The 11,998-nt window shown below is 66.0% G+C and carries 13 protein-coding genes; 4 read left to right on the top strand and 9 right to left on the bottom strand.

All coding sequences use genetic code 11. The features are described 5' to 3' along the window. Positions 1-85: 85 nt before the first annotated feature. Entirely contained in the window at positions 86-1,210 is a 1,125-nt protein-coding gene (locus BLR57_RS11390; protein ID WP_089697677.1) for a BMP family lipoprotein, read from the bottom strand. Between the two features lie 165 nt (positions 1,211-1,375). Next, the gene (locus BLR57_RS11385; RefSeq protein WP_089697676.1) at positions 1,376-2,722 is read right to left on the bottom strand and encodes a phosphopentomutase/phosphoglucosamine mutase; all 1,347 of its coding nucleotides are present in this window, start codon (positions 2,720-2,722) and stop codon (positions 1,376-1,378) included. A gap of 252 nt (positions 2,723-2,974) precedes the next feature. On the opposite strand from BLR57_RS11385, the gene BLR57_RS11380 reads away from it, so the two are divergent. Beyond that, complete coding sequence (locus BLR57_RS11380; RefSeq protein ID WP_089697675.1) at positions 2,975-3,253, top strand: acylphosphatase; 279 nt, start codon at positions 2,975-2,977, stop codon at positions 3,251-3,253. Between the two features lie 107 nt (positions 3,254-3,360). Next, a complete protein-coding gene (locus BLR57_RS11375) occupies positions 3,361-3,573 on the top strand; it encodes a DUF8132 family protein (RefSeq protein WP_089697674.1) in 213 nt (70 codons plus the stop codon). A gap of 3 nt (positions 3,574-3,576) precedes the next feature. On the opposite strand, the gene BLR57_RS11370 is transcribed toward BLR57_RS11375, so the two are convergent. The 6 genes from BLR57_RS11370 to BLR57_RS11345 form a co-directional block, all read right to left on the bottom strand. Further along, positions 3,577-4,473: a DMT family transporter gene (locus tag BLR57_RS11370; RefSeq protein ID WP_089698389.1), complete on the bottom strand. Its 897-nt coding sequence runs from the start codon at positions 4,471-4,473 to the stop codon at positions 3,577-3,579. Between the two features lie 139 nt (positions 4,474-4,612). Next, positions 4,613-5,335, bottom strand: coding sequence for an ABC transporter ATP-binding protein (locus BLR57_RS11365; RefSeq protein WP_089697673.1), 723 nt, complete (start codon positions 5,333-5,335; stop codon positions 4,613-4,615). Next, entirely contained in the window at positions 5,332-6,174 is an 843-nt protein-coding gene (locus BLR57_RS11360) for an ABC transporter ATP-binding protein (protein WP_089697672.1), read from the bottom strand. Before BLR57_RS11360 ends, BLR57_RS11365 begins: the two co-directional genes overlap by 4 nt. Beyond that, positions 6,171-7,238, bottom strand: coding sequence for a branched-chain amino acid ABC transporter permease (locus BLR57_RS11355; protein WP_089697671.1), 1,068 nt, complete (start codon positions 7,236-7,238; stop codon positions 6,171-6,173). Before BLR57_RS11355 ends, BLR57_RS11360 begins: the two co-directional genes overlap by 4 nt. A gap of 1 nt (position 7,239) precedes the next feature. Then, positions 7,240-8,205, bottom strand: a complete 966-nt coding sequence (locus tag BLR57_RS11350; RefSeq protein ID WP_089697670.1) for a branched-chain amino acid ABC transporter permease — start codon at positions 8,203-8,205, stop codon at positions 7,240-7,242. 30 nt (positions 8,206-8,235) lie between these two features. Beyond that, complete coding sequence (locus BLR57_RS11345) at positions 8,236-9,549, bottom strand: ABC transporter substrate-binding protein (protein WP_170830644.1); 1,314 nt, start codon at positions 9,547-9,549, stop codon at positions 8,236-8,238. Positions 9,550-9,762: 213 nt separating this feature from the next. On the opposite strand from BLR57_RS11345, the gene BLR57_RS11340 reads away from it, so the two are divergent. After that, a complete protein-coding gene (locus BLR57_RS11340; protein WP_089697668.1) occupies positions 9,763-10,599 on the top strand; it encodes a proline dehydrogenase family protein in 837 nt (278 codons plus the stop codon). A 22-nt stretch (positions 10,600-10,621) separates the two neighbouring features. On the opposite strand, the gene BLR57_RS11335 is transcribed toward BLR57_RS11340, so the two are convergent. Next, positions 10,622-11,344: a helix-turn-helix domain-containing protein gene (locus BLR57_RS11335; protein WP_089697667.1), complete on the bottom strand. Its 723-nt coding sequence runs from the start codon at positions 11,342-11,344 to the stop codon at positions 10,622-10,624. A 106-nt stretch (positions 11,345-11,450) separates the two neighbouring features. On the opposite strand from BLR57_RS11335, the gene BLR57_RS11330 reads away from it, so the two are divergent. Continuing rightward, a partial coding sequence (locus BLR57_RS11330; RefSeq protein ID WP_139173338.1) for an aldehyde dehydrogenase family protein occupies positions 11,451-11,998 on the top strand: 548 nt, incomplete at its 3' end.

The raw sequence follows: 11,998 nt of genomic DNA, 5'->3' as shown, positions 1-11,998 counted from the left end.
CTCGCGCCGAAATATTCGGCCTAACGCTGCGGCTCGTTGACGTGACTCGCGTCGAAAATCCGTCGGTGTGAACGCCGTAGTCGCGTTACTCGACCGACGTCGGGACGTCGATGTCGCCGCTGATGATCGCCTCTGCGGAGGCGTCGAGCGAGGACTTCACGTCGCTGGAGATCTCCGAGCCGAGCGACTGGCCGTAGACGCAGGCGACACCCTCCTGTTCGAGACCGAGCGTGACCGTCGAACCGCCTTCGTACTCGCCGTTGACGACGTTCTCGACGGACTCGTAGACGGCCGTGTCGACGCGCTTGACCATGCTCGCCAGGATGACGTCCTGGTAGCTCGGTTCGGTCTGCGACTGGTCGGAGTCGACGCCGATGGCGTAGCGACCCTGCTCCTGTGCGGCCTGGAAGACGCCGACACCGGACGCGCCGGAGGCGTGGTAGATGATGTCGGCACCCTGGTCGTACATCGACAGCGCGGCCTCCTTGGCCGCCGTCGGGTCACTGAACGAGCCGGTGTAGGCTGTCAGCACCTCGATGTCGCTGTTGGCCTCGGCGATACCGGCCTCGTAGCCAGCCTGGAACTTGCGGATGAGCGGGACGTCGACACCGCCGACGAAGCCGACCGTCATCTCGTCGGGGTTGGTCGACCCCTCGCCCGCCGAGAAGTCCTGCGTCGTGAGCAGGCCGGCGAGATGGCCGACCTGGAAGGAGCCTTCCTCCTCTCTGAAGAGGTAGTTGGCCACGTTGTCGGTCTCGACGACGGCGTCGACGAGCATGAAGTCCTGATCCGGGAAGTTCGGTGCCGTGTTGTTCAGGGCACTCTGCTGTGCGAAGCCGATACAGCAGACGAGGTCGTAGTTGCCCGACTGGGCGAACTGCCGCTGGAACTGCGGGAACTCCTCCGCCGAGGACGGCTGTGCCTCGTTGTAAGAGATTCCGAACTCCTCTTCGGCCTGGACGACACCGCGCTGGGCGGCGTCGTTGAACGACTTGTCACCGAGACCACCGAGCGCGTAGACCATCCCGACGTTGACGTCGCTGGAGGTGGACGTCTCGGTGCTCTCGGACGTCGTCTCCTCGGACCCCGAGGACTCGGTGGTCGTGCTCTCGCTACCACCGTCGCCACCCTCGGACGGCCCACCCGTACAGCCCGCAAGTCCGGTAATTCCTGCAATACCCGTACCTTTGATGAATGTGCGTCTATCCATGTCTATGGACACCTTAGATGTCAAACGCGGAGTTGAACGCATAAACCCGTCGCATTGCCGTCGACGAAATATTAATATAATATATGGTTATCGGACTGTCGTTTCCGCCAACACCTTCGGCCTGTCGTGTCCGCTAGCACACCGACGACGGGGGCGTAACGCCCCCTACGCGGCGTCCGCGACGGCCTCGTCGACGACGGCGCGGACGTCGGCGACGAGACCGTCCACTTCGTCGCTCTCGGCGTAGATTCGGACGTACGGCTCCGTCCCGCTCGGACGGACGAGCGTCCACGACGCGTCGGGGAACTCAAGCCGGACGCCGTACTCGGTGTCGACCTCGGCGTCGGGGAAGGCGTCGGGCAGCGTCGTTGCCACCGTCTCCATCACGGTCGCCTTCGCCGTGTCGGGACATTCGACACTGACCTTGCGGTACGGCCGTTCCGTAACCGGTTCGCGGAGCGCGTCGAGACCGACGTCGGCGACGAGACGGCCGACGACGGCCGCGCTCGTCACGCCGTCGATCCAGCCGCCGAAGGGGACGTGGATGTGCTTCCACGGCTCGGCCGCGAAGACCACGTCGCCGCCGTCGGCGCGGGCCGACGCGATGCCCTCGTGGAGCGCGCCGAGTCGGACGCGCTCGACGCGGCCACCGGCCGCCCGGACACGTTCGTCGATGCGGGCCGAGGCGTTCGGCGTCGTCACGACCACGGGGTCGGCGACGTCTTCCGAGCGGACGTAGTGCTCGGCGAGGATGGCGAGAACCGTGTCCTCGTGGACGACCTCGCCGTCGCCGTCGATGATGACGATACGGTCCGCGTCGCCGTCGTGGCCGAGTCCGAACGCGAACTCGCCGTCGGCGACGAACTCCCGGAGGTCCGAGAGCGTCTCGGGCGTCGGCTTCGACTCGCGGCCGGGGAAGTGGCCGTCGACGTTGGCGTTGAGCGTGACGACCTGCGCGCCGAGTTCGCGGAGCACCTGCGGGGTCGCCAGCGCGCCCATCCCGTTGCCGCAGTCGACGGCGACCCGAAGCCCGTCGAGGTCGGCACCGCGAGTCGACGCGAAGTCGGTGACAGCCGAGCGGTAGGCGGCCAACGGCTCGACCTCGTCGCCCCCGCCCCACTCGTCCCACGCGACGGGCGACGCTCCGGCTTCGACGCGCTCCTCGATGGCCTGCTCCGCCTCGCGGGCGTACTCGACGCCGTCGTCGAAGACTTTGATTCCGTTGTCTGTCGGTGGGTTGTGCGAGGCGGTGAGCATGACTCCGCGACGACCCTGTGAGGCGAACGCGAGTGCCGGTGTCGGCAGCATCCCGGCGCGGTGGACGGTCGCGCCGGCGGATTCGAGGCCAGCTTCCATCGCGGCGGCGAGTGCCGGACCGGTGACGCGGCCGTCGCGGGCGACGACGAACTCGTCGCCGTCCACACCGGCCGCCCGGCCGACGGAAAGCGCCAGCTCGGGCGTCACTCGCTCCGTGACGCTCCCGCGGATTCCTGCGGTGCCGAAGAGTTCCATACAGCCACCTTTCTCGCGGTCCACTTAGAGGGACGCGATTCGGGACCGGCCACTCCGGCGCGCTCGCGGCGGAGGTTCAAATACGAGGACGGAACCAGACGCAGCCATGCGCTGACGAACCGCCGTGAGGCGTTCGCGGGTGTACGGCACTCGCCTCACGGGTCTCGACTGTGCCGTCTGTTCGCCACACACTGCGCGCGACACCGCCGAGTCACGACTGGGTTTTTGCCGGCGGCGGAGCAACGTGGGCATATGTCCGACCGCACACGCGCACACGTCTACGTGACTGGGAAGGTACAGGGCGTCTTCTACCGCGCTACCACACGCGACACCGCGGGGGAGCACGGTGTCGACGGCTGGGTCCGGAACCTCGACGACGGCCGCGTCGAAGCGGTGTTCGAAGGGAGCGAGGACGCCGTCGAGGCGATGGTCGAGTGGTGCCACACCGGCAGTCCGGCGGCGACCGTCGACGACGTGACCGCCGAGTACGAGGAGCCACAGGGCGAGGACGGCTTTCGGATTCGTCGGTGAGCGAACGGGAGTCTGCCATCCGTCGGTCGCCCGGCAGACACGTCTCAACGAGACGGCGAAAACGCTCTTGAGGCTGGTTTTCGTCCTGCGAGTAACGACACGTACTCATGAAGATCGCCGCGATTCCCTGGATGGTACTGACCGCAGTCGGTCTCGGTGTGACGACGACGACCGGCTACCTCGTCGTCCGCGGACCGTTCTTCGGCGGCGCGATGCTGCCGCCACGCCTGTTGCTCGTCGCGACGGGCGTCTTCATCGTCGGTCTCGTCGTACTCGCGCTGGGCGGGTCGAAGCTCGCGCGGGTCTACACCGGCTTCTGACGCCTACGCTCTGTCGGCCGCCGTGACGCTCACCAGCCAGACGCCGACCGCGAGGATTCCCCCGCCGAGTCCGAACGTCGCGCCGACCGCCTCGCCGAGGAGGAACACGCCGAGGACCGACCCGACGACCGGCTGGGCGAAGAAGAACGCCGCGACGGTCCCTGCGTCGACGTATTCCAACCCCTTGTACCAGAGATACCACGCGGCGGCCGTCGCCCCGATACCCAGATAGAGCACTGCAGCGACGCTCTCGACAGTCACTGGGAGGGCCGTCGGGTCGATACCGCGAGCCGCGAGTTCGACGCCTGCGAGGACGGCTAGCATCGGGACGGACGCGAGCGTCGAGTACGTCACCGCCGTGATCGCCGAGTACCGCCGGACGTAGGGCGCGCCCCAGACGGTGAACCCCGCCCACGACACACTGGCCGCGACGAGCGCGAGGACGCCGAGGAGGTCCCCCGTCGCCAGCGACGAGAGCCGGTACTGTCCGACGATGACGACGACGGTCCCGAGCGTCGCGAGCGCGATGCCGACCGTCTTGCCACGAGTGAGCCGCTCGTCGAGGACCGCCACGCCGAGCAGGACGGTACACACCGGCGTCAGGACAGTGAGCAACGAGCCTTGCGAGGCGTTCGTCAACTCCGTGCCGACGAACTGCGTCGCGATGGTGGCCGTCACCCAGCCGCCGAGGAGAACGAACCCTCGGTAATCGTCTGGTTCGACGGTGACGTCCCGACGACGGACCAGCGGATACAGGACCGCCGCACCGAGCGCGACCCGCAGAAACCCGAGCGTGAGCGGGGGGACCAGCCCGAACCCCCACTTGCTGACGACGTACATCCCGCCCCAGAGAGTCGCTGCTGCGAGGGGTGCGAGTGCGAAGGTGTACCGCCGAACCATGTACGCGAGAGTCGCGTGTCGGACGGGTTTCGGTGTTGCGGTCGGCGGGACCACCTATCTCGACAGCGACCGTACCGGCGGTGAAGACGTTTTCGCGCAGGCAGAAAAAGGACGCAGCACCGACCGGGTCGGCCAGCGGCTACTCGTAGTCGGCACCGCCGAGGTAGAGCTGCGACACCTCGGGGTCGTCGAGCAGCTTGTCTGCGGCACCCTCGTAGGCGACCGTCCCCTGGTCGAGGACGTAGCCGCGATCCGAGATGGCCAGCCCCTCGCGGGCGTTCTGCTCGACCATCAGAATCGAGGTACCGAGTTCGTTGACCGTCTGGACGTTCCGGAACACGTCCTCGACGATAGAGGGCGCGAGTCCGGCCGACGGTTCGTCGATGAGCAGCACGTCGGGTTCCATCACGAGTGCCCTCGCGAACGCGAGCACCTGTCGCTGGCCGCCCGAGAGCGTACTGGCTTTGGCACCCCGTTTGTCGTCGAGAATCTGAAAGCGGTCATAGAGTCGGCCGATGACGTCTTCGAGTCCGGACTCGCGGGCGACCCCGCCCATCCGGAGGTTCTCGTCGATCGACAGCGAGCCGAACACGTTGTCGACCTGTGGGACGTAGCCGACGCCCATGCGGACGAGATCAGCCGGGTCGACGCCGCCGATCTCCTCGTCGTGGAGCGTGATCGAGCCGGTCCACGGCTCGAGCAGGCCGAAGACGGTCTTCAGCACCGTCGACTTACCAGCACCGTTCGGTCCGATGAGACAGACGATCTCGCCGTCGTCGAGGTGGAGGTTTAGGTCGTCGAGGACCTGTACCTCCCCGTAGCCGCTGTCGACACCGTCGGCCTGGAGCACGTGCTGGCTCATTCGTCACCTCCCGCGCCGGGGCGACCACCGTCGGCTCCGCCGAGGTAGGCGTCGATGACGCGCTCGTCGGTCCGAACCTGTTCCGGCGTCCCCTCCATGAGGACGCGGCCCTGGTCGAGGACGATGATCGGGTCGGCGAGGTCCATGATAAAGGGCATATCGTGCTCGATGATGAGGAAGGTCTGGCCCTCCTCGTTGAGCTCGCGGATGAACCGCTTGATGTCGTTCGCCAGCGTCGGGTTGACGCCAGCGACCGGTTCGTCCAAAAGCAGGACGTCCGGGTCGGTCGTGATCGCACGGGCGAGCTCGACCAGCTTCAGCTGGCCGCCGGAGAGATCCGTCGACGGCTCGTCGATGAGGTGGGCGATCTCGAACCGTTCGAGCAGTTCCTCGGCCTTGTCGAGGTTCTGTCGCTCCTCCGCCGTGACCTTGCTCGGCGAGAGGAACAGCGGGAGAATCGACTCGCCCGCCTGTGGCGTCGCGCCGACCATCATCGCCTCGCGGACGGTCATCCCCTCCAACTTCCGGGGGGTCTGGAACGTCCGAATGAGACCTTCGCGGGCCACCTCGTGTGGATCCTGTGCCGTCACCTCGGTGTCGTTGACGTAGACGCTGCCCGCGTCGGGCGTATAGAACCCCGAGACGAGGTTGAACAGCGTCGACTTGCCCGCGCCGTTCGGGCCGACCATCCCGGTGATACTGCCGCGCTCGACGGCGAAGGAGGCGTCGTCGGTGGCGACGAGGCCGCCGAACGTCTTGCGCAGCCCCTCCGCACGGAGCACGACGTCGCCCTTGTTCAGGTTCGCGCCCTCGTAGACCATCTCGCTGTCCTGGCTCATGAGTCGTCCTCCCTGGCGGCAGGCCAGATGAGCTCACGCTTCGGCGGGAGCAGTCCCTCCGAGCGGAAGCGGACGACCGCGATGATGAGCAGGCCGACGAACAACAGCCGCAGGGCTGCCGCGTCGAGACCGAACCCGACGCCGCCGAGGAACCGCGTCCCCTCGCGGATGAGGACGATGGTGACCGCCCCGAGGACGGCCCCACGGTTGCTGCCGGTCCCGCCGAGGATGACCGCGACCCACACGTAGAACGTGCTGATGGGTTCGAGGTCGCCCGGTGCGACGTAGCGGAACTGGTAGGCGTAGAAGACGCCCGCGAGTGCCATCAGAATGCTCCCGATGACGAACGCCTGCATCTTGTACCAGTAGGTGTTCTTGCCCAGTGCCTCCGCGAGGTCCTCGTCCGAGCGGATGGTCCGCATGACGCGGCCCCACGGCGAGCGGTGAACCCGCCGGAGGAACGCGTACACGAGGAGGATACCCACGCTGACGAGGAGCAGGTCGACGAGTCCACGGTACGGGAACGCCGGTGCGTCCGGCGCGAAGATGCTATCCAGAAACGTCACGAGCGACGGGAACAGGGCGTCGATACTGATGCCCTGACTCCCCGCCGTGATCTCGCGCTCGTTCAGGATGACGAGTCGGACGACCTCGGCGAGACCGAGGCTGGCGATGGCCAGATAGTCCGTCCGCAGTCGGAGCGTCGGAATCCCGATGAGAAGTGCCAACACCGTCGACGCGACGACCGCGACCGCGACCGCGACGAAGAAGCCCTGGTTGATTCCCAGCGGCGAGCCGGGCGCGGTGAAGAGTGCCACGGAGTACATCCCGATACCCCAGAAGGCGGCGACGGAGAAGTTGATGAGTCCGGCGTAGCCCCACTGGACGTTGAGTCCGAGCGCGAGCAACGCCCACATCCCGACGAGCGCGAGCGTCGGCAGCAGATACGCCAGGGTGAGACCGCCGGTCGCGACGCTGGCGACGAGCAGCAGGGCCACGGCGACGATGCCGCCGAGGACCCATTTCTCGCTGCCGACCTTGTCGATGGCGTCGTTGACCGACATCTCAGGCTGCCTCCCCCATGATGCCCTTCGGACGGACGAGCAGGATGATGACCATCAGGATGAACGCCACTGCCGAGGAGTATTCGACGCTGACGAACGGAATCGCGGGCGTCAGCTCGTGAGCCATCCCGATGACGAGCCCGCCGAGCATCGCGCCGTAGACGCTCCCGATGCCGCCGAGGATGACCGCGGCGAACACGATGAGCAGGATGTCGAAGCCCATCCGGGGGCGGACGAGCGTGTCCAGCCCGAGGAAGACGCCGCCAGCTGCGGCGAGCGCGCCGCCGATGATCCACATGGCGAGGATGACCTCACCGGTGCGAATACCGGCGACGCGGGCCAGGTCGGCGTTGTCCGCCGTCGCCCGCATCTTGCGGCCGAGCGTCGTGTACTGGAGGAGGCTGTGCAGCCCGACCACCAGCACGGCGGTCAGTCCGAGGATGACAACGTCACGGGGCGTGACCGAGACCCCGATGAGGTCGTTGACCCACTCGACGCGTCCCGTTCGGGCGATCTCGTAGGTTCGCTGGCCGGAGCCGAAGCCGAGTTGGACGATGGCGCGGTAGCCGAGCGCGACGCCGATACTCGTGATGAGCAGTTCGATAGAGCCGGCGTCGAGCGGTTCGTAGATGAACCGCTGGGTGACGACCGCGACCAGCGCGGCGAAGGCCATCCCGACGAGGATGCCGACGTACAGCGCGAGCGGCAGTTCGAAGAGCACGATATCGGCACCCGGAATCGGCAGCGACGGCAGCGTCACGCCGAAGATCGTCGGCGGCGCGCCACCGAGGACACCGGCGGCGACAAGCGCGCCGAACGCCCCCGCAGTCATCAGGTCGCCGTGCGCGAAGTTCGCGAAGTCGGCGATGCTGTAGACCAGCGAGAGACCGATTGCTGCGAGGATGATGATACTCGAGAAGATCAGCCCGTTTACCAAGAGCTGTAGGAACTGGCTCGCTGCGACCATTACGGCACCTCCAGTGGCTGGTCGACCATCTTAGCCAGTGATGAAGTCGCCGAACTCGTAGGTGTGGTCGTTGACCTCGTAGACCTGGTAGAACCCCGGCGGGTCACCGTTCTCGTCGAGGTCCACCGGTCCGGAGACGCCCTCGTAGTTGACGTCGCTCGGGCCACCGCCGTCTTCGAGGATCGCCTTCGCGTCCTCGAAGGTGTAGACGGCCTCGCCCTCGGGGCGGGTCACGTCGCGGACGACCTCCTGCAGTGCCGCACCGGTGAACTCGTCGGCTGCCTCGGTCGCGATGGCCGCGACCGTCACCGCGTCGTAGGCGTACGCCGACCAGACCGACGGGGCCGAGCCGAACTCGTCCTCGAAGGTACTCGCGAAGTTCTGGTAGCTCTCCTGGTCGACCGGGGCACTCTCCGTGATACCGGTCATGCTCTCCATGCTGCCCGGCTCGGTGTTCTCGGTGATGGCGTCGGCGACGGTCGACTCCGCGCCGTAGTACTCCACCTGCTCGTGGTAGCCCTGGTCGTACGCCTCGTTGACCATGATGGTGAACTCGTTGGCGTAGGTGATCATCACCCACGCGGTGGCGTCGGTCGCGGCCATCTCCGAGAGGATGCCACGGTATGAGGACTGGTCCTGGTCGTGCGGGGTGTTGTAGGCGACGTCGCCCTCGAACGAGTCGGCGAAGACGTCCGACAGCCCCGTCCCGTAGTCGTTGTTGATCCACGTGACGGCGACGGTGTCGTGGTCCTGTCCGACCAGATTCGCGAGTGCCTGTCCCTTCGCCGAGCCGGACGGACTCATCCGCATGAGTCCGGGCTTGTTTGTCAGCTCGGGGCTGGTACTGTTCTGTGAAATCTGGACGACGTCGGTGCCGGAGACGACGCTGTCGTAGATGGCGATGGAGACGCCGGAGCCGACCGCGCCGATGAGCAGCGGGACGCCGTCCTGCGTGACGAGCTTCCGGGCCGCGTTGACGCCGGATTGGTTCACACTCTCACTGTCCTCCTGGACGACGGCGAACTCCGCACCGTTCGAGCCGATACCGACGTCGTTGATGTCCGCGAGCGCGAGCTGGAGCCCGCGTTCGTTACGCTCGCCGTACGGCGCGAGCGACCCGGTGAGGGAGTTGACCATCCCGATGGTGTACGTGTCCTGCATACTCCCGCCGTCGCCGGAGCTGTCGGTCGTCTCGCTCCCGCCGTCGCCGGAGCCACCGTCACCGGACCCACCGTCGCTCCCGCCGTCACCGGAGCCATCCGAGGACTCCAGACAGCCAGCGGTCGATCCGAGCACGACGAGGCCTCCTGCGCCCGTCGTCTTCAGCACATCTCTGCGCGTCACGTCGTCTCTGTCAAGTTGTCTCATGACGAACTATCACGTACTATCCGAAGGGTGTTGTTATACCTTGACCCTACCATGGTCGGAACCGACCGTACGTCACGGCTTCTCCCCCGTTATTGGGCGGTATGGTCCATTTTTAGTTCACAAAAACACGGATGAATTGTTTGGTAGGGAGGTGGTTTAGGGGGATCCCATCGTGAGAGGACACCACGCATGATTCCGCCGATTGCGAACAACTTCGTCGCGGGCGAGACTCCCGAGGGGGCGCTCGACCACGTCGCCGACCTGAACGAGTCGGGTGTGAAGGGGATACTCAATCTGCTCGGGGAGCACTACGACGAACGGCCACCGGCCGACGCCGACGCCGACGCGTACATCGATCTAATCGAACGCATCGACCGCACCGGTCTCGACTGCTGTGTCTCGGTCAAACCCTCCCAGATCGGTCTCGACGTGGGCGGGGAGGTCTTCGCGGAGAACTTCCGCCGCATCGTCGAGGCGGGCGACGACCACGGGGTGTTCGTCTGGTGCGACATGGAGGATTACACCACCATCGACACCACGCTCGACACGTTCGAAGCCGTCGCCCGTGAGTTCGACGGCGGCGTCGGTCTCTGTGTCCAGGCGAACCTCAAGCGCACGCGCGCTGATCTCGAACGCCTCGCCGACGTCCCCTGCAAGGTCCGACTCGTGAAGGGAGCCTACGACGAACCGCCGGAGGTCGCCTACAAGGAGAAGTCGAAGGTCGACGAGGCCTACCGCGAGTATCTGGCGTTCATGTTCGCGAACTTCGACGGTGGTATCGCCGTCGGCAGCCACGACCCGAAGATGATCGAACACGCCCTGGAGCTCCACGAGGAACACGGCACCAGCTTCGAGATTCAGATGTTGATGGGCGTGCGCGAGGACGCCCAAGAGGTGCTCGCCGTCGACGGCGTCGACGTCTATCAGTATATCCCCTACGGCGGCAAGTGGGTCTCGTACTTCTACCGTCGCGTGCGCGAGCGCAAGGAGAACGCGCTGTTCGCGCTTCGGGCCGTCCTCGGATAGCCGTCGGAGGCTCCCGTTTCTCTCAGTCGTCGGGGTCGAGCAGTTTCGACTCCGCCTTCCGGAGATGTTCGAGCATCGTCGTCTTCGAGACGCCGAGTTCCGACGCGAGTTCCCGCGTGGAGATGCCGCGTGGCCACTGGTAGTAGCCGCGGTCGCGTGCCAACTCGAACACCTCCCGCTGGGTCGTCGTGAGGGAACTCATCCGCCGTTCGCGCTCGGACGTCCCCGTATCGGACGTGGTGATACGCGAGACGCTGACCTCGGCACCGGCGTCCTCGCGCACGCCGTCGAGGCTCGGTTCGATCTCTTTTCTGTTGCCAGCGAAACAGACCTGCCAGTACTCCTGGCCGTCTTCGATCCGAACGGGCGCGCTGTGGACGAACCCGTGTTTGAGCAACGTCGGACACACCATGTCCCGCGGGTTGTACTCGAGGAAGAACTCGCGGACGACGTTTCCGGGGGCGTCGTTGCGGACGTTGCGTCCGAACCGCTCTTGGAGCTCTTGGACCGACCCCGCGTACGGCGACTCCCGGATCTGGTCGAGCAAGGCTTCGACTTCGCTCTCGCTGTCGCCGAACGCCGTGAAGAGTCCGTTGACCGACTCGCTCGTCACCGTCGGCGAGTTGTAGATGGCGTGCGCCAGTACTCCACCACCGGTCTGTTCTGTGGACTCGATTGCCCAACAGTTCGGATGCCACAGTTCGAGTGTGAGTCTGGTCCCCGCTGCCGTCTCCGTCTGGCTCATCGGCTATCCGTTGTTCGGGGAGACGTATGTATGTGTCTGATTCACACGCACTATCCCTCCCATGGACGGGAGTGGTTATTCGACCGTCTTCGATAGTCTCTCACACATGGGTCAGGACGACACAGTATACCAACACTACATCGGCGGTGAGTGGACGGACGGCGAGAGCACGGAGACGTTCGAGAGCGAGAACCCCGCGACGGGCGAGACCCTCGGCACGTTCCAGCGCGGGACCGAGGCGGACATCGACGTCGCACTCGCCGAGGCAGACGAGGCCTACGAGGAGTGGCGCGAACTGTCGCACATCGACCGCGCGGAATATCTCTGGGACATCTACCACGAGCTCCGCGAGCGGACCGAAGAACTCGCAGAAGTCGTGACCAAAGAGTGCGGCAAGGAAATCTCGGAAGGTCGCGCGGACGTCATCGAAGCGTACCACATGGTCGAGTGGGCCGCTGGCGACGCTCGCCACCCCAAAGGCGACGTTATCCCGAGCGAGATTCCCGCCAAGGACGCCTATATGCGCCGCAAACCTCGCGGCGTCGTCGGCTGTATCACCCCGTGGAACTTCCCGGTCGCCATCCCCTTCTGGCACATGGCCGTCGCCCTGGTCGAGGGTAACACCGTCGTCTGGAAGCCCGCCGAACAGACGCC

The organism is Halogranum gelatinilyticum (assembly GCF_900103715.1).
GTDB lineage: Archaea > Halobacteriota > Halobacteria > Halobacteriales > Haloferacaceae > Halogranum > Halogranum gelatinilyticum.
The sequence above is the reverse complement of the archived record's forward strand: the minus strand, read 5'-3'. Positions and strand labels throughout refer to the sequence as shown.

Coding starts and splice junctions, on each gene's coding strand:
- BLR57_RS11390 (WP_089697677.1), bottom strand. CDS start 1,210: ATGGATAGACGCACATTCATCAAAGGTACGGGTATTGCAGGAATTACC.
- BLR57_RS11385 (WP_089697676.1), bottom strand. CDS start 2,722: ATGGAACTCTTCGGCACCGCAGGAATCCGCGGGAGCGTCACGGAGCGA.
- BLR57_RS11380 (WP_089697675.1), top strand. CDS start 2,975: ATGTCCGACCGCACACGCGCACACGTCTACGTGACTGGGAAGGTACAG.
- BLR57_RS11375 (WP_089697674.1), top strand. CDS start 3,361: ATGAAGATCGCCGCGATTCCCTGGATGGTACTGACCGCAGTCGGTCTC.
- BLR57_RS11370 (WP_089698389.1), bottom strand. CDS start 4,473: ATGGTTCGGCGGTACACCTTCGCACTCGCACCCCTCGCAGCAGCGACT.
- BLR57_RS11365 (WP_089697673.1), bottom strand. CDS start 5,335: ATGAGCCAGCACGTGCTCCAGGCCGACGGTGTCGACAGCGGCTACGGG.
- BLR57_RS11360 (WP_089697672.1), bottom strand. CDS start 6,174: ATGAGCCAGGACAGCGAGATGGTCTACGAGGGCGCGAACCTGAACAAG.
- BLR57_RS11355 (WP_089697671.1), bottom strand. CDS start 7,238: ATGTCGGTCAACGACGCCATCGACAAGGTCGGCAGCGAGAAATGGGTC.
- BLR57_RS11350 (WP_089697670.1), bottom strand. CDS start 8,205: ATGGTCGCAGCGAGCCAGTTCCTACAGCTCTTGGTAAACGGGCTGATC.
- BLR57_RS11340 (WP_089697668.1), top strand. CDS start 9,763: ATGATTCCGCCGATTGCGAACAACTTCGTCGCGGGCGAGACTCCCGAG.
- BLR57_RS11335 (WP_089697667.1), bottom strand. CDS start 11,344: ATGAGCCAGACGGAGACGGCAGCGGGGACCAGACTCACACTCGAACTG.